Annotated in this window: 15 protein-coding genes; 10 read left to right on the top strand and 5 right to left on the bottom strand. The window is 62.7% G+C overall.

Annotated features, from left to right (window positions below; translation table 11 throughout):
* Positions 1-207 (top strand): electron transfer flavoprotein subunit alpha/FixB family protein (locus tag A9762_RS18405; RefSeq protein WP_206093596.1); only part of this gene is annotated, 207 nt, incomplete at its 5' end.
* Between the two features lie 203 nt (positions 208-410).
* Entirely contained in the window at positions 411-1,517 is a 1,107-nt protein-coding gene (locus A9762_RS18400) for an NAD(P)/FAD-dependent oxidoreductase (protein WP_069343459.1), read from the top strand.
* A 229-nt stretch (positions 1,518-1,746) separates the two neighbouring features.
* Here the strand turns inward: A9762_RS18400 and A9762_RS28950 are convergent, their stop codons facing one another.
* On the bottom strand, positions 1,747-2,142 hold the full coding sequence (locus A9762_RS28950) for a transposase (protein WP_069343458.1): 396 nt from the start codon (positions 2,140-2,142) through the stop codon (positions 1,747-1,749).
* A 783-nt stretch (positions 2,143-2,925) separates the two neighbouring features.
* Here A9762_RS28950 and A9762_RS18390 point away from each other — a divergent pair.
* The 3 genes from A9762_RS18390 (at position 2,926) to A9762_RS18380 (ending at position 6,798) form a co-directional block, all read left to right on the top strand.
* Complete coding sequence (locus A9762_RS18390) at positions 2,926-3,729, top strand: IclR family transcriptional regulator (protein ID WP_069343469.1); 804 nt, start codon at positions 2,926-2,928, stop codon at positions 3,727-3,729.
* A gap of 497 nt (positions 3,730-4,226) precedes the next feature.
* Positions 4,227-5,327, top strand: coding sequence for a porin (locus A9762_RS18385; protein WP_170836275.1), 1,101 nt, complete (start codon positions 4,227-4,229; stop codon positions 5,325-5,327).
* A gap of 106 nt (positions 5,328-5,433) precedes the next feature.
* Positions 5,434-6,798, top strand: coding sequence for an MFS transporter (locus A9762_RS18380; protein ID WP_069343457.1), 1,365 nt, complete (start codon positions 5,434-5,436; stop codon positions 6,796-6,798).
* Positions 6,799-6,857: 59 nt separating this feature from the next.
* Here A9762_RS18380 and A9762_RS18375 read toward each other — a convergent pair whose 3' ends face one another.
* The 3 genes from A9762_RS18375 to A9762_RS18365 all read right to left on the bottom strand — a co-directional run bounded on the left by A9762_RS18375 (position 6,858) and on the right by A9762_RS18365 (position 10,535).
* The gene (locus A9762_RS18375; RefSeq protein WP_069343456.1) at positions 6,858-7,868 is read right to left on the bottom strand and encodes an AraC family transcriptional regulator; all 1,011 of its coding nucleotides are present in this window, start codon (positions 7,866-7,868) and stop codon (positions 6,858-6,860) included.
* 196 nt (positions 7,869-8,064) lie between these two features.
* Positions 8,065-8,832 carry an SDR family NAD(P)-dependent oxidoreductase gene (locus tag A9762_RS18370; protein ID WP_069343455.1) on the bottom strand — a complete coding sequence of 256 codons (768 nt, stop codon included), beginning with the start codon at positions 8,830-8,832 and terminating at the stop codon, positions 8,065-8,067.
* 41 nt (positions 8,833-8,873) lie between these two features.
* Positions 8,874-10,535, bottom strand: coding sequence for an acyl-CoA synthetase (locus tag A9762_RS18365; RefSeq protein WP_069343454.1), 1,662 nt, complete (start codon positions 10,533-10,535; stop codon positions 8,874-8,876).
* A 516-nt stretch (positions 10,536-11,051) separates the two neighbouring features.
* Between A9762_RS18365 and A9762_RS18360 the strand changes: the two genes are divergently transcribed.
* The 3 genes from A9762_RS18360 to A9762_RS18350 all read left to right on the top strand — a co-directional run bounded on the left by A9762_RS18360 (position 11,052) and on the right by A9762_RS18350 (position 14,125).
* Positions 11,052-12,185: an acyl-CoA dehydrogenase gene (locus tag A9762_RS18360; protein ID WP_069343467.1), complete on the top strand. Its 1,134-nt coding sequence runs from the start codon at positions 11,052-11,054 to the stop codon at positions 12,183-12,185.
* Positions 12,186-12,240: 55 nt separating this feature from the next.
* Positions 12,241-13,476 carry an enoyl-CoA hydratase/isomerase family protein gene (locus tag A9762_RS18355; protein WP_240493621.1) on the top strand — a complete coding sequence of 412 codons (1,236 nt, stop codon included), beginning with the start codon at positions 12,241-12,243 and terminating at the stop codon, positions 13,474-13,476.
* Positions 13,477-13,567: 91 nt separating this feature from the next.
* On the top strand, positions 13,568-14,125 hold the full coding sequence (locus A9762_RS18350; protein ID WP_069343453.1) for a YggT family protein: 558 nt from the start codon (positions 13,568-13,570) through the stop codon (positions 14,123-14,125).
* Here A9762_RS18350 and A9762_RS29105 read toward each other — a convergent pair.
* Entirely contained in the window at positions 14,099-14,572 is a 474-nt protein-coding gene (locus tag A9762_RS29105; RefSeq protein ID WP_069343452.1) for a hypothetical protein, read from the bottom strand. The two genes, A9762_RS18350 and A9762_RS29105, sit on opposite strands and share 27 nt — an antisense overlap.
* Positions 14,573-15,044: 472 nt before the next feature.
* On the opposite strand from A9762_RS29105, the gene A9762_RS18340 reads away from it, so the two are divergent.
* The gene (locus A9762_RS18340) at positions 15,045-16,370 is read left to right on the top strand and encodes a MurR/RpiR family transcriptional regulator (protein WP_371443113.1); all 1,326 of its coding nucleotides are present in this window, start codon (positions 15,045-15,047) and stop codon (positions 16,368-16,370) included.
* Complete coding sequence (locus A9762_RS18335; protein WP_069343451.1) at positions 16,367-17,323, top strand: isoaspartyl peptidase/L-asparaginase family protein; 957 nt, start codon at positions 16,367-16,369, stop codon at positions 17,321-17,323. Before A9762_RS18340 ends, A9762_RS18335 begins: the two co-directional genes overlap by 4 nt.
* Positions 17,324-17,383 lie beyond the last annotated feature (60 nt).

Genomic DNA, 17,383 nt, shown 5'->3' with positions numbered 1-17,383 from the left:
GTGGGTCAGACGGGCAAGATCGTCGCACCGCAGTTGTACGTGGCGGTGGGCATCTCGGGGGCGATTCAGCACCTGGCCGGGATGAAGGATTCGAAGGTGATCGTGGCGATCAACAAGGATCCGGAAGCACCGATTTTCTCGGTGGCCGATTACGGTCTGGTGGGCGATCTGTTCACCGTCGTGCCGGAACTCACGGGCGCGCTGTAAGCATCCGACGTCAGCTTGCAAGTCCGGGCAACGGGAGTCGATCCCGTCGTCCGGTCCTTCGGTTGACATCGGTCGCAGTACCTCCGCCAGTCTGTCATCGACTGGCGGTCGATTCGCATGAGGATGGGGCAGGGGCTACCGCAAGCGTCCCTTCTCGTCTTCATACGAATCGGGCATTCTCGAACGGCAAACAGGGAACAGCGATGGACAAAGTCGATTGCGTCGTGATCGGCGCAGGCGTGGTGGGATTGGCCGTCGCGCGTGCGATGGCGCAGGCCGGACGCGAGGTCGTCGTCCTGGAGTCCGAGCGCGCCATCGGCACCGGCACGAGTTCGCGCAACAGCGAAGTCATTCACGGCGGCATCTACTATCCGCCTGGCTCGCGCAAGGCGACGCTGTGCGTCGAGGGCAAGCGCCGGCTGTATGAGTTCTGTGCGTCGCACGGCGTGGAGCATCGTCGATGCGGCAAGCTGATCGTGGCGACGACCGATCATCAGGTCGGCGAGCTGGAGGCCATCGCCGCTAACGCGCGTGCGAGTGGCGTCGACGATCTTCGCTGGCTCAGCGCCGGGGAAGTGGCGCAACTCGAACCTGATTTGCACACATTTGGTGCATTACTCTCACCGTCAACGGGCATTGTCGACAGTCACGGTCTCATGCTGGCGTTGCAGGGTGACGCCGAGAACGCCGGCGCGATGCTGGCCTTCGACGCACGTGTCACCGGCGCCCGCGTGGGTGGCCCGGACGGCATCGAACTGGACGTCGAAACCGATGGCGTCACGTCGACGTTGCTCGCGGCTACCGTCATCAACAGCGCAGGGCTCCACGCGGTGGACATTGCGCGGCGATTCGAGGGGCTGCCGTCCGAACACATTCCCCAGCGCTATTACGCCAAGGGCAGTTACTTCACCTGTGCGCAGCGAGCGCCGTTCACGCATCTGATCTATCCCGTGCCGGAGCCGGGCGGACTGGGCGTGCATCTGACGCTGGATCTGGGCGGGCAGGCGCGTTTCGGGCCGAACGTCGAATGGGTCGACGATATCGACTACACGGTGAACCCGTCGGATGGCGATGGCTTTTACGCGGCGGTGCGACGCTATTGGCCGACGTTGGCGGACGGCGCATTGCAACCGGGCTATGCGGGGATTCGTCCAAAGATCAGCGGACCGGGCGAGCCGGCAGCGGATTTTCGTATCGATGGGCCTGCCGTGCATGGCGTGGCGGGACTCGTGAACCTGTTCGGCATCGAGTCGCCGGGTCTTACGGCATCGTTGGCCATTGCCGAAGCGGTACGCGCAGCGCTTGCCTGACGCGACACATCGGGCATGTCGCGAGGCACAATTCGCGAGATGGACCGCCCGGCCACATCTCGCCTAGATATCGTCTGTCGACGACTTGCAGACTGCTTTGACTGCTTATCTGGCTAACCCCGTGATTCCTTGACGACGGTGCTGCGAGCATTGCGCAGCCTTCCTGTCGACCGGAATCCTTGCATCGGTAGACTTGCGTGGGCCGGTGTGCGGGTCAGCACACCTGCTATCAGCGCATGGCAACCGGCGGCTTCCACGAAGCCGGATTCGTCCAGAACACACCACGCAGGCGATCGGTATCGCCACACGGCGTGCTGCGAGCCGGCTTGCTGATTTGACCTGCACAGGCGCTGATATCGCGGCCCGATTGTTGCAGGCGTTTCAAGATCGTATCGAGCATGCCCGATTCGCGCCATTCGTTCAGTTTGCGACGGCAGGTCGGCACGGAGGGGTACTGCATGGGCAGCTTGGACCAGCTCTCGCCAGTGAACAGCACCCACAAGACAGCATTGGTCAGCGTGCGCTGCTCGACTTGAGGGCGTCCGCGTCGTTCCGTACGGACCGGTCGGTCGCAAATCAGATCACGCAGGGCGTGCCATTCAACGTCGCTCAGTTCATTAAACATAACACCTCGACCCAAAACAAACGGAGGCGCCGCAGGGGGCGAGTCCGGGCTTCGCGATCTGGTCCGTACCGGTGCAATCTGGTGCGGACTTATCGTCAAAACTCGGCCAAGGCGGCGTCGATCCCCGATGCTGGAAATACAAGCAACAAGCATGCCAGGACATCGGGTTCTCTTGTGAAGAACTCCGCGGGCGGGTCGAACCACACTGCGAAGGGAGCGTTTGACCAGCAAAAAAACGCCCACTTGGCAGGTGGGCGCAGCTCCTGAGTGGCTATTGGGATAGGCAATCGCAAAAGCGTCAGGAGAAAAGGAATACGTGCCTTTTGGCCAGTCCGGATCGTTTATTGTTCTCGGCCCCGGCCAGGGTGTCTCGCTCCACATGCGCCAGCTTGTCAAGCTTGCAGGCGCAATGATGACAAAAAGCGGGGGTCGACGCGCTTCGGAATTACCCCCATTGCGGTGCATGGGGGGCGCCGAAGGCGAAGGGCGCCGGAACGGCGCGAATTGTCAGGCCGCCTGCCCAAGATGAGTGCCAGCCTGCGCTCCGATAGGGCACTGTGTCGCGAGAATGGGCGCAACCTGTCGCAACCGAACATTGACATCGGCGCAACCGGCTCTCGTGAGGTGAGAAAGTTTTTTCGGTGAAGTGGCCCGGTCGAGTCATGGTCTTCCGTCATGGTCGGGTAGCGGGACCGTAGCCTATAATGTGCGCCTTCCATGAATATCGTCTATCGGCTGCGCGGACCCGCCGCACACCGGTCGGCGCCATTGTGCGCAAACGGCATGAGCAACGACAGCGATAACAAATACTCGGTTCCGGGCCTTGAGCGCGGCCTGCGCATTCTCATGACGTTCTCGGCGCGCGAGCCGGTGCTGGCCGGGGCGGACCTGGCGCGGCGTCTGGATATTCCGCGCTCGACGGTTTTTCGCTTGCTGCAAACGCTTGAAGCGGAAGGCTTCATCGAGAAGGCGGGCGATGATCGTCACTATCGGCTTGGTGTAGCGGTGCTGCGCCTCGGTTTCGAATATCTGAACTCGCTCGAACTCACGGATCTCGGCACGCCGGTGATCGAGAAGCTGCGCGATGCGACGGGTTTTTCGAGCCATATTCTGATTCTCGATCAGCGCGACGCGGTGTTCGTCGCCAAGGCGGCAAGCCGCGAACTGGTGTTCGGCACGGTGCGTGTGGGCACGCGTCTGCCCGCCCATGCGACGGCCGTGGGTCATATCCTGCTCGGCGACTATTCGCTGCCTTCGCTCAAACAGCTTTATCCGGAACGTAAGCTCGAAGCGTTCACTGCACATACGCCGACGACGGTGGACGCGCTGCACCGGGTGGTGCAGGAGGACATCGCCCGAGGCTACAGCATGAGTCAGGCCTTCTTCGAGCAGAACATTTCGACGATTGCCGCCCCGGTGCGTAACCATCGCGGCCAGATCGCCGCCGTCATCAGCGTGACGATTCCGCAGGCGCGCGTGGAAGCCGATCTGCTCGAGAACGGGATCATCGAGAAAGTGGTATCTGCTGCCGATGAGCTTTCCCATAAGCTCAACTATCGGGCTGAGCGGGTTGGGGTTTTGAGCTGAGTTTTTGCGGTCTGCTGATTTTTAACCCCCGCTGTCTTATACCCTCGCTGTCCTCTCTTTGCCTCCGGGCAGCGCCGATAGCCGGCCCCCTGACTCCGCTCCACTACCTTAAGTCGCTGCGTCAGGGGGCCGACTATCGCCGCCACTCATATGCCCGGCCGATTCTGTCGCTTGCTTCGTCACGCGGTTCGGGTGTGTTGCCTTGCCACTCGTCTGTTAGCGAATGCTGTCGGCCTCGGGGATCGAACTCGTCTTCAATTTTTTTCGCAGACGGGCGACACCTTTGTCATTAGCATCTGCGCAACGTCAATAAGCATTTACTTATTTTCTGCTTGTCTCACTGAAATCACTTCGCCATAATTGTCTCACCTATTAATCGTTGTTTCATAGGTAAGACAATAACGATGCTTCGGCCGGGACGTCATGATGGACACCGACCTTGCCGGCAAAGGGGCGACATAGCCCCGAAGCATCAGGACGCATAACAGGGGTGGATGGTGAAGAGACGCAGTAAGCGCGCCACCGGCTTTATGGTCGGTCTGGCAGGTCTCGCATGCGCTGGCGCAGCACATGCCGCAGGCGATTCGTTGCAGATTTACGGGACGGTCGACGACGGCCTCACTTATGTGAGCAATCAGGGCGGTGGCCGTCTGTTCAAGATGGACGCGGGTATCGGGCAACCTGATCGCTTTGGTCTTAAGGGACGCGAGGACCTCGGCGGCGGTCTCGCAGCCGTTTTTCAACTGGAACAGGGTTTCAACACCAGCTCCGGCGCGCTGATCAATAGCGGCGTGGAGTGGAATCGTCAGGCCTGGGTCGGGCTGGCGAGCGATCGCTTCGGCACGGTGTCGATCGGTCACCAGACAGACTTCATGCAGGATGTCTCGATTCGCTATTCGAACGGCTTCTGGCAACACAATCTCTATGCCTATCACCCGGGCAACCTCGACAATCTGGCGAATTCGTCGCAGATCGACAATGCCGTGAAGTGGAACAGCACGAGCTTTCACGGTCTGACCGGTGGCCTGATGTACGGCTTCGCCGGCGGGAACGCGCAGGGCCGCACGGTCGGTGGCTACGTGAAGTACGACAATGGACCGCTGTCGGTTGCCGCCACTTACGTGAGCATCAACAAGCGGACGTTCGATTTTTCTTCGCGTCTCGGCATTTCGTCACTCTTCGGCCAGTCGGCACTTTCCACCGCGAAGCTTTTCCAGTCGGACGCCGTGAACAACACCGGTATCGGCGCTTCGTATCGTCTCTCGTCGCGCTGGAACGTGCACGCGCTCTACACCCGCAGCGAAGTCCGCGCACCCGGCGGCTCGGGCAACATGTTCAACTACGACGTCGGCACGGAGTACCGCGTGACGGAGGCGAACGCGCTCACGCTCGGCTATTCGTATTCGTCGTTCAATCACACGCACTACAACCAGATCGAAGCGGGCGACCTGTATTCGTTCTCGAAACGTACGCAATTGCAGGCGCAAGTGACGTATATCGCCGCAACGGGTAATAACCACGCCGCGTCGTATCCGATCGGTGCGTCGAGCAACCACGACCAGATGTTGCTGCGCGTTGGGATGTATCACAGCTTTTAAGTCGCCAACTCACGGGGGCCAATGTCACAGACGGCCCCGTCGATGTCGGTGATGGCCGGTTTTCGGTGGCGACCCTGAGGCGCCGCCGCACATTACGAGATGCAATATGTCAGTTCCTCTGCCCCCTTCGTCTTCGTCCCCGCAGCGCCCGTCGCGGGTGCGCTACTGGATGCTTTTTCTGGTCTTCGTCGGTACGGTCATTAACTACGTGGACCGCGCCAATCTCTCGGTCGCGGCCCCGATGCTCAAGCAGGAGTTCGGTCTCGGCCCTGTCGAGCTGGGCTTCATTTTTTCTGCATACGCGTGGACGTATGTGATCGCGAACATCCCCGGCGGCTGGGTCATCGACCGCTTCGGCACGCGCGCCATCTATGGTGTGGCCATCCTCAGTTGGTCGGTACTCACCTTTATGCAGGGCTTCACCTCGCGCTTCGCCACGCTGTTTGGTATGCGTCTGGGCGTCGGCGTGGCCGAAGCGCCGACGTTCCCGGTGAACAATCGCGTCGTTTCGATCTGGTTTGCGCAGCGTGAGCGAGGTGTTGCGACCAGCGTCTATCTCGTCGGTCAGTACATCGGTATGGCCGCGCTCACGCCGGTGCTGTTCTGGATTGCCCATACCTGGGGCTGGCGTGAGATTTTCTATGCGACGGGCTTGCTTGGCATCGTCTGGGCCGGCGTGTGGTTCGCGGGGTATCGCGATCCGGATAAGTGTCGGTGGGTGAACGCTGCCGAGCTTGACCATATTCGCAGCGGCGGAGCGCTCGTCGAAGCGAAGTCGCAAGAACTGGCGACGTCACAAAAGTTTCCGTGGCGCAAGCTGCTGGCGTTGTTCCGCAATCGTCAGATCATCGCGATCTGCGTGGGTAAGTTCGCCTCGCTGTCGTCGCTTTACTTTTTCCTGACGTGGTTCCCGACCTATCTGATCACCGAGCGTCACATGACGGTGCTCAAGGCGGGGGGCATGACGTCGGTGCCGTTCGTGGCCGCCTCCATCGGGGTGGTCTGCGGCGGTTTGCTCTCGGACTGGCTGCTGCGCCGAGGTGTCGCGGTCGGCACGGCGCGCAAGACGCCGATCGTCACCGGCCTGCTGCTCGTGCCGACGATGTCGCTTACCGTGCTCACCGATGCCAACTGGCTCGTCATCGCCATCATGTCGTTCGCCTTCTTTGCGCAAGGCGTGGCGTCGGCGTCGTGGTCGCTTGTCGCGGACATCGCGCCGAAAGGCATGGTCGGGATCACGGGGGGCGCGGTGAACTTCGCCGGTAACCTCTCGGGCATCATCACCCCCATCGCGATCGGCTTCATCGTGAAAGCGACGGGCTCGTTCGGTTGGGCGCTCGGCCTCATCAGTCTCTTCGCGATTGCCGGCGTGCTGTGCTATCTGTTACTGCTCGGCGAAGTCAAACGTATCGAACTCGATGACGACGATGACGAGCGCAGCGCCGTCGGCGCCAAAGCGCGGACGGCCTGAGTTGCAGCGGCGGGTCGCAGTCGAAGGACCGCCGCGCAACGATTGCCGTGAGACCGGTGTCAGGCTTCCGCGGCCTGACGTCGGTAATCGCCGGGCCGCGCTCCCGTCCATTTCCGGAATGCACGGAAGAAGGCACTGGGGTCCGCGAATCCCAACGACAGGGCGATTTCCAGCATCGGCTTCGACGTGTGACACAACGCGTGAATGGCAAGATCGCGTCGCAACTGGTCCTTGATCGACTGATACGATTGGCCCTCATCCTCAAGCCGTCGACGCAACGTCGACGGCGTGGTGTGGAATTCACCCGCCAGCGTTTCGAACGCCGGCCAGCTATCCGTCGGCATGGTTTTCAGACGTCGACGCACACGCGCCACCATCCCCTTCGTGTTCTTGTACTTGAGGATGATGTTGCCGGGCGCAGCGCGCAGGAAGTCCTTCACGCTGACTTCGTTCTGCACGACAGGCAAATCAAGACACGCCGAGTCGAATTCGATGGCGGTGCGATCGGCATTGAAGACCAGTCGTGCCGAATACATCGTGCGGTACTCGTCGCTATACACCGGTTCCTCGAACGCGAAGTACGCCGTGCTCAGCGTGACGCGTCGCGCGATCAGCCAGCAAGTGAGTGCATAGAACAGGATCAGTAGCGTTTCATGACCGAAGATGCGCGGGGCTTGTGCGTCTGCGCGCTCATGGACTTCCAGCCGGGCGAGGGCGCCGTCGCGCACCAGATGCATCTCCAGATCGTCGAGCAGCAGGCCGAAGAAACGCGAGGCGCGCTGCAATGCCTGCTCCAGCGTGCGGCACGCGACGACGCTGTGACAGAGCATCGCAAAGCTGCCCACTTTCATGCGACGCGAATCCTGACCGAAGAATTCGTCGTCCAGCGCGAGACTGATGAGCCGCCACAGATGCGCATATCGATCGGCCGACACACGGCCCTGCGGATGCGTCAGCAGCGAGGGCGCAATGTCGGCGGCACGCAGTAATGCCGTCGGATCGCCGCCGAGTCGTTCGACGTGCGCCAATGCGTTAATCACGAAATGTATCGAAATGCTGCCTTTTTCCATGCGTCGCGAATCGGAACCGGTGTAAAGCCGTAGCAGGGGGACGCAGGAATTCTAGCAGTGCGGCCCCTGATGGCGCTTCCGGTGCCGTCCGAAAAGCGGATCGGCGTATTCCGAATTCGCGGATGACGTCGCTCGGCGCGGTGCGGCGACGTCGTTCGCAGTGAAGGTTTCTTTGCCGGTCGATGCCGGCGAGGCTTTACTTAGGCGCCATGCGCAGCGCGCCGTCGAGGCGAATGACTTCGCCGTTGATCATGGTGTTCTCGACGATATGACGCACCAGCGCCGCATATTCGGACGGGCGTCCGAGACGCGGCGGGAACGGCACCGACGCCCCCAGCGCTGCCTGAACTTCCGGCGTCATGCCGGCCATCATCGGGGTCTCGAAGATGCCCGGAGCAATCGTCACGACGCGCACGCCCACACGTGCCAGCTCGCGCGCGGCAGGCAGCGTCAGTGCCGCCACCCCGCCTTTCGATGCGGCGTAGGCCGCCTGTCCGATCTGCCCGTCGAACGCGGCGACCGACGCCGTGTTCACGATCACGCCGCGCTCGCCTTCGGCGTCTGCCGTGCCTTCTGCCATCGCCGATGCCGCAATGCGCAGCACGTTGAACGTACCGATCAGATTGACGTTGACGATGCGAGCGAAGCTCTCGAGGCGATGCGGCCCCTGCTTGCCGAGAATCCGTTCCCCAATGACAAGCCCTGCGCAATTGACGACGCCATTGAGTCCGCCGAAGGCGCTCCTGGCCGTGTCGACGAGACGCTGTACATCGTCTTCGCGTGTGATGTCGGTGGCGACGAAGCGCGCGGCATCCCCCAGGGCATCGGCCTGAGCGGCCCCCGCTTCGGCGTTGATGTCGCCGAGCACGACCCGGGCGCCGGCGTCGATGAGCATGCGTGCCGTGGCGGCACCGAGACCCGACGATGCGCCGGTGACGAGAAAGACGCGATCCTTGATTTGCATGAGTGGCGTGTCCTGAAAAGTCGATAAAAGTGAGGGCGTGCTCAGGCGGCGATCGCCGGTGTGGGCGCCGCTTTGGCGATTTCCTGATTACGCAGGATGAAGCGCTGAAGCTTGCCGCTCGGTGTCTTGGGGAGTTCGGTCACGAATTCGATTTCGCGCGGATACGCGTGCGTGGAAAGACGATGACGAACGTGTTCCTGCAATTCGCGAGCAAGGGCATCCGATGCCGCGAACTGCGCATGCAGCACGACGAACGCTTTGACGATTTCCGTACGCTCCGGGTCGGGCTTGCCGATCACAGCCGTCTCGATCACGGCGGGATGCTCGATCAATGCGCTCTCGACGTCGAACGGCCCGATGCGGTAGCCCGACGAGGTAATCACGTCGTCATTGCGGCCGACGAAGCTGATGCTGCCGTCGGCGTTACGCTCGACCGTGTCGCCGGAGAGGTAGTAATTCCCCACGAATGCCGGCGTCTCCCGTTCCCAGTAGCCGCCGAACCACATCAGCGGCGACTGGGTACGATCCAGCGCAAGCACGCCGGGCTCGCCGACGGCGCACTCGCGACCGTCGTCGTCGAGCACCACGACGCGATGACCCGGAGACGCAAAACCCGCCGCACCGGCTTGGATCGGATGGCCGAGCGCATGGTGATTGCACACGACCATGCCGAGTTCCGTCTGACCGTAATGGTCATGGATGGTCACGTCGAGATGCTCGGCGAACCAGCGAATGACTTCAGGGTTGAGCGGCTCACCTGCGCTGGAAACGGCACGCAACTGTCCTTTGACCGGCGCGGCAGCCTTGTCGCCACCGGCGATCAGCAGACGGAACGCGGTGGGCGATCCGGCCAGATTGGTGATCCCGAGCTTCTTGATGATGCGATAGGTGCTTTCGACGTTGAACGGGCCGTCATAGAACGTGGTGGGAATGCCCATCGCGAGCGGCCCGGTGACCGCGTAATACAAGCCGTAAGCCCAGCCCGGGTCGGCGATGTTCCAGAACGTATCGGTCGGACGCAGATCGACCGCGTCGCGCATGTAGCCCACGAACGCCATGATCGCGCGCAGCGGTACCGCGACCGGCTTTGCCGCGCCCGTCGTGCCGGACGTGAACATCATCAGGAAAGGGTCGTCGGCACGGCGCATGACCGGCGCGAACTCGGCGCCGTGTTGTTCGACTTCATGCCAGAAGCTGAAGTCGCTGCGGTGTACGCCTTCACCGCGTGGCCCGCTGACGGTCACGACCGGCGGGCAGTGCTCCACTTCGTCGAGCTTGCTGCGGTTCGTGGCGTCGGTTATCACGAGCTTGCTCTGGGCACTTTGCAGACGATGCTCGATGGCTTTCGGGCCGAACGCGGTGAAGAGCGGTTGATAAACCGCACCTGCCCGCCACGTGCCGAGAATCGTGATCAGCAACTCCGGGGTGCGCGGCAGCAGGCCGCTCACGCGATCGCCCGGCTGCACGCCCTGTTCGCGGAGGAAGTTGGCAAAACGGGCGGAAAGCGCCTGCAAGTGCTTGAATGTCCAGGTCTGGCTCGTGCCGTCTTTTCCCTCCCAGAAGAGGGCGATGCGCCCGGGAAGCGCATGACGGTCGCAGCACTCGACGCAGGCATTCATGGCGTCGAGGTTGCCGTCGAGCGTGGCGCGTACCGTGGCGTCGAGGTCGAACGCCTCGTAGGCTTGGGCGTAATCCGCAGTCATGGGTTGTCTCCTGTAGTCGGATGCCGGCCGACGGCGCGCCGATGATGCAATGGCCTCGAAAGGCATTGGGCACTCGGCGTGCGATGTCGGCCGCTCCCCGGCGCCGTCTATAAGGAACATCGGACGCGGCGCTCATGGGCAAGGGTGAAAATCATCCTAATGCGGGGCGTCGGCGGCAGGCAATGTCCAAACGGTTCAGAGTTCGTGAGGGATTTATCCACTCCGCAGACAGGGTATTTCGCGGTGCAGCAGAGTGCTCGGGCGCGTTGTCGGATATCGGGGGAACGGCGCAGCCCGCACCAGCAAGGGTTTGTCCTGATCGGAATACAGACGATTCCGATGGCAATTCTGCTCATCCAATTTGCCGTTTTTGGCTATGGTGCCAACGCGCTGCGATCCCTACACTGGATCCATCGACAGGCACAGATGTCGGCGACGCTCGCCGGGGCATTCCTAACGTGTCCGATCGGGTTCGACGAGATTGGGGGCGACGAGATAACGACGCAGGAGACAGATATGGATTTCTATACCGAAGACCAACGCATGATCCGCGACATGGCGCGTGCGTTTTCCTCCGAGCAGTTGGCGCCGAACGCTGCGCAATGGGATCGCGAGTGCGCGCTGCCCGACGCGATGGTCGCGCAGATGGGCGACCTCGGCCTGCTCGGCATGATGGTGCCTGAGCAATACGGCGGGTCCTACACCGACTACACGGCGTACGCGCTCGCGATGGAGGAGATTGCGGCGGGCTGTGCCTCGACGGCGACGATGATGTCCGTCCACAACTCGGTCGGGTGTGCGCCGATTCTGAAATTCGGTACGGACGCACAGCGTGAGCGCTGGTTGCCCGATCTGGCGGCCGGCAAGAAGATCGGCGCATTCTGTCTGACCGAGCCGCAGGCCGGGTCGGAAGCCAACAACCTGCGAACGCGCGCGGAGCGTCGCGGCGACAAGTGGGTGCTCAACGGTAACAAGCAGTTCGTGACGAACGGCAAGCGTGCCGCCGTGGCCATCGTTTTCGCCGTCACGGACCCTGCGGCGGGCAAGCGCGGTATTTCGGCATTCATCGTACCGACGGACACGCCGGGTTTCGAAGTCGGGCATCCCGAACACAAGCTCGGCATCCGCGCGTCGGACACGTGTCCGATCACGCTCGTTGATTGCGAGGTCGGTGACGAGGCCATGCTCGGTGAGCCGGGGCAGGGGCTGAAGATTGCGTTGTCCAATCTCGAAGGTGGACGCATCGGGATCGCGGCACTCGCGCTCGGTGTGGCGCGGGCCGCGTTCGAGGCCGCCCTGCAATATGCGAATGAGCGTCAGCAGTTCGGCAAACCGATTCGGGAGCATCAGAGCATTGCGAACATGCTGGCCGACATGACGACGCGCATCAATGCGGCACGCTTCCTGATTCTTCACGCGGCGGCGCTTCGCACACAGGGGCTGCCGTGCCTGTCCGAAGCGTCGCAGGCGAAGCTCTTTGCCTCCGAACTGGCCGAGTGGGTCTGTACCCACGCGATCCAGATCCATGGCGGCTATGGCTACCTCGAAGACTACCCGGTCGAGCGTCACTATCGCGACGCGCGCATCACGCAAATCTACGAAGGCACCAGCGAGATTCAGCGGCAAGTCATTGCCCGCGCGCTGGACTGATGGCGCGGTCACACGGTTTGACGATGGCCGATCGTTGCGATCAGGAGGAGATAGGGTGAGCTTGCAAAAGAGCGGTATCGATATACGCAGCACGCATGACAGGCATAGCGCACGCGACGTACGAGATTCCCACGACGCCGGAGACGAAGTCCTGTTCGACGTGATCAACGGATTCGGGGTGATCACGCTCAATCGTCCCAAGGCGCTTAATGCCATTACGCATGGCATGGTGCGCGCGATGTGGCAGCAACTCAATGCGTGGGCCGACGATCCTGCCGTGCGTGCGGTGCTGGTCGAAGGGGCAGGGGAGAAGGCGTTTTGCGCCGGTGGCGATGTCCGCGCGCTGTACGAAAGCCGGATAAGCAACGCGAATCACCATCAGGCGTTCTTCATCGACGAATACCGGCTCGATTACCTGATTCACCGATATCCGAAGCCGTATATCGCACTGCTCGACGGCATTGTCATGGGCGGTGGCATGGGCATTGCACAGGGCGCAGCGTTGCGGATCGTGACCGACCGGACACGGTTGGCGATGCCTGAGACCGGGATCGGACTGTTCCCTGACGTGGGTGCCAGTTGGTTCCTTGGGCATCTGGCCCCCACGCTCGCCCGATACCTCGGACTGTCCGGGGTGACGATCACGGCCGCCGACGCGCTGTACTGCGGGCTGGCGGACGTCTGGCTGGAAGGCGATGCCCCGGCACAATTGCGCGAGATGTTGCACCGTTTCGAATGGCCGGACGACATGCCGGACAGCGCGGATCGCTCGATGCCTCACACTGGCATGCGAATCGCGGGCGGTAACACGCAAAATACCGCCGACCTGCTGGCATCGCTTCGCGCCGCCCTCGTGCCGCTGGGCCGCACGTGGACCGACGCCGCGCCGCTCTCCCGTGTCAGAGCCACGCTGGACAGACACTTCAGCGCATTGGACGTGCCGGGCATCGTGGCATCACTAGGAAGTGATACCGACAATGCATGGTCTGCCGAGACACTCGCGCTCTTGAACCAGCGCTCGCCGCTCAGTCTGTGCGTCACGGACCGGCAATTGCAGACAGGTCGCCGTCTGGATCTGGCCGATGCCTTTCGCATGGAGTTGGTGTTGGGGTATCACGCGTTCGCATCGGGTGATTTCGTCGAAGGCGTTCGCGCACTGCTGATCGACAAGGACAAGCAACCCCGGTGGCGCTACGCCGCGCTCGCCGATGTGCCGGCGGCTCAGGTCGATGCCTTCTTCGTGAGTCCATGGCCGCAAGGCGCGCATCCGTTGCAGGACCTCGGGAGATAAGCCAACAAGACGACACACAGGGATTGAACTCGGGCAAACGCATGCGACAATGCCGATCTTGCGGGGCACCGCACAATCCGTTGGAGTCCAGATGCTCGTCGAAATCGCCCGCCTGCTGCTAGATCTTGTTTTCTCGCTATTCGGCGCTTTGTTGTTATTGCGTGTGTGGATGCAGGCGACCCGGCTGCCCCCGCGAAATCCTCTCTCCCAAGGGGTGTTTCAGTTCACCAACTGGATCGTGTTGCCGTTGCGGCGCGTGGTGCCGGGCGTGGGCGGCATCGACTGGGCGTGCGTGATCGGCGCATGGCTGGCCGCCATTCTCTATCTGGTGCTGATCACTGCGGTGGTCGGGGTGTCGCCGGTCACGGTGTTCCCGCGTGGCTTGCTGGTCGCGCTGGTGCTGGTGGCCAAGTGGGGCGCCAATCTGGTGATGTGGCTGACGCTGCTCATGGCGGTGCTGTCGTGGGTGAATCCGCGTGCCACCGCAATGCCGATTCTTCAGCACCTGCTCGATCCGCTGCTGCGCCCCATTCGCCGCGTCATCCCGATGGTGGGCGGCTTCGACCTGTCGCCGTTGGGGCTGTTCCTGCTGATGCAGATTCTGCTGATCGTGCTCGCGCGCTTAAGCCTCTTCTTCGCGATGCTCTGACGGGTCTGACGTCGTTCCCGGGGAACGAATCCCCGAAGCATCCGCAGGCAGCGATGCTGCCTGCTGCATATCGATCGGCCGCGATACGTCGCGGCCGATTTGCATCGTAGCGACAGTTAGCCCTCCAGTGGCGGACGCTGCCACATCGGCAACCGAGCGCTCACTTTCCATTCGTGCGGTCTCAAGCCGCGGGCGTTGGGCTGGCGCGATCGTCAGGTGCGGCGCTTGCGCGCGCTCGCCGCCCGAGCGTTCCAGTCCCAGACGACGCAATACTCGGTGACCGTCTTCGGTCACGCTCACTTTGGTGTGCCCCTCGTCCACCGCCACATGCACCAGACGCGCTTGCTCCAGCGCGGCGAGATCGGGCGGTTCGAGGGCATCGGCATCGATGGGGCCAAGCGAGGCGGCCGCCAGCAACAGCGTGGCGATTTCATGCGGACTCAGCATGGTCAGGCTCCTTGAGGCGAATAGCTTTCACGTCGACGTCGTCAGGGTAAGGGGCAGATGTAAGCCCCTGACTACGCCATGTTTACTGCACGTTACGACTCGCCTCCGACCTAGCCTCCCCAGGCGGTCCCGCCACTCTCGCGTGGCTGTCCAGTGAATCTGCTGCCTGTCTGATCAATGACATCCAATGACTTCGTCGACCGGGCAAAAAAACACCGGGGCGATGTCACCGTACTTCAGCATCGGATCGCAAAGCCTCCGGCAAGTTCGTGCATTCGGGTTTCCCCTAGTATGCCCGTTTTTTGCGTACGACGGGGACCGAACCCCCTTGTTTTGACGGGGTTTGCGGGGTGTGTAAGGGAAATGCGATGGCGATGGCAGATCGCTCGGCAGCATTTGAACTATTTTTTTTCTTTTGACGGGGTGCTGATGAAAATATACTTTCCTTCACTCCGAAGGATGACTGCGATCCATGACTGACGCCGACTCGTTGCCCGCCGACTTGCCGCTCACCGAGCGCATCGTGCGAGCCATGCCCGAACTGACGCCTGCGCAACAGCGCATGGCGGCGTTCGTGCTCGACAACACGTTTCGTGCGGCCACCATGCGTATCGACGAATTTGCCGACGCGGTCGGCGTCTCGCTGGCGACGGTCAATCGCTTTGCCCGCGCGCTGGGCTTCGATGGCTATCCGCAATGCCGCGCTGCGATGGTGCGCGGTTACGAAGCGACGCTCGCGCCGATCGAGAGCCTGCGCACGAGCAAGGCGCAGGCAAGCGCCAGTGCCGATGTGATGGCGGCGTCGTTGGCGCAGGCCATCGAGAACCTGGACTGGACACGTCGGGCGCTCGATGCCGGTACCTGCGAGCGCGCCGTCGAGTCGATCTTGCAGGCGCATCGCATCTACGTGCTCGGCCTCGGCGCGAGTGGCTACCTCGCGGGCTTGTTGCACCACGGCCTCGATCCGTATTGCGAAAACGTGCAATCGGTCGTCGGGGCGGGCGGGTCGACGCATGCCGCACGTCAGTTGTTCAAGCTGCGCGAGGGCGATCTGGTGATCGCACTCGGTTTCCCGCGCTACGTCTCCGACACCGTGACGCTCTGCCGCCGCCTGCGTGGTCGCGGCGTGTCCGTGATGGTGCTCACCGACAGCCCCACGTCGCCGTTGGCGCCTTTGGGGGACATCGTGATCTTCGTGCGGAGCAAACCGCGCCTGTCGAGCAACTCCGAAGCGAGCGTGCTGGCCATGATCGATGCCATTTGCGATGCCGTTGCGCAACGCGCCAAACACGCTGTAGATCGCGCGACCGAACTGACCGACTTCCTGCTGCCGTGGCTTGACTCTGCGTCGTTGACGCTGCCGAATGCGCCCGCCAATGCACCGGCAGGCGCCGCAAGCCCGGTGATGCGCCGTGCCGCAGCATCACAGCGCACCGCAAGCACCGCAAACGCTGCCACGACGAAGACCGCCGCCGTCGCGACCCCGCTCCCCGAGGCACTGGGCGCCACGCTGACGCAGGCGCTGGCCAAAACGGCCAACAAAACGCTTCCCGAGTCGCGGGATACCGCGCTGACCGACGCCATCGTCGGAGCAACCGCCAGCACGCTGGGAACGCCGGGTTCGGCTCACGCAAACCCCGCGAGCCCCATGCATCTACCGAATCATTCGAACGCGTCGGCGGCACCCCGCAACGCCGGTCGTTCCGCCACCTCGGCCACCGCCGCCACCAGTGTTGGCACCGGCACCTCGTCCGGCACGGTGACAGGCGGCAACGAAAGAAAGGACAAAGCCTCATGAGTCATGCCCAACGTGCCGTCATCGCCATTCACGGCGGTGCCGGAACGATCAGCCGCGACACGTCGCCCGAAGAACTCAAGGCGTATCACGAGGCATTGGCCGACGTGCTGCGCGCCGGTCAGGCCGTGCTCGCCGCCGGCGGCTCCGCGCTCGACGCCGTGACCGAAGCCGTGCGTCATCTCGAAGATTGCCCGCGCTTTAATGCCGGTCGTGGCGCCGTGTTCACGCACGAAGGCACGCACGAACTCGACGCTGCGATCATGAACGGCACCACGCTCGACGCGGGTGCCATCGCTTGCGTCCATCGCGTGCGCAACCCGATTTTGGCGGCGCGGTCGGTGCTCGAACACAGCCCCCACGTCCTGCTTGTGGGCGAAGGCGCCGAAGCGTTCGCTGCGGCGAACGGCGCCGAGCTGGTCGAGCCCGAGTACTTCTTCACCGAAGCGCGCTACGCCCAGTTGCAGCGTGCGCTCGCCAGCGCAGCCGTTTCGCTCGATCACGACATGCCGCTCAAGAAAGAGCCCATCGACCCGGACACGAAGTTCGGCACGGTCGGCGCGGTTGCCTGCGATATGCACGGTCACATTGCTGCGGCCACATCGACGGGCGGGATGACGAACAAGGCCGTCGGCCGCGTGGGCGATTCGCCGCTCATCGGCGCGGGCTGCTATGCCAACGACGCGACAGCCGCCGTCTCCGCGACGGGCACGGGCGAAGCGTTCATTCGTGCGGTCGCCTGCTACGAAGTCGGTGCATTGATGGCCTACGCGGGGCTCTCGTTGAAAGACGCCGCCGAGCGTGTCATTCAGGATCGTCTGCCGCGAGTGAATGGCCGTGGTGGTCTGATCGCGGTGGATGCGCAAGGCAACGTGGCGCTGCCGTTCAATACCGAAGGGATGTATCGCGGCGTGGCCCGTGTGGGCGAAACGCCGGTGACGGCCATTCACGAGTAAGACCGAACGTCCCGGGATGCTCGGGCAAGACGGCGCGGGCCATCCCGGCGGCGCGCACCA

The sequence above is a fragment of the Pandoraea sp. ISTKB genome (assembly GCF_001721285.1).
Taxonomy (GTDB): Bacteria; Pseudomonadota; Gammaproteobacteria; order Burkholderiales; family Burkholderiaceae; genus Pandoraea; species Pandoraea capi.
This window is presented reverse-complemented; position numbering and strand designations above follow the sequence as displayed.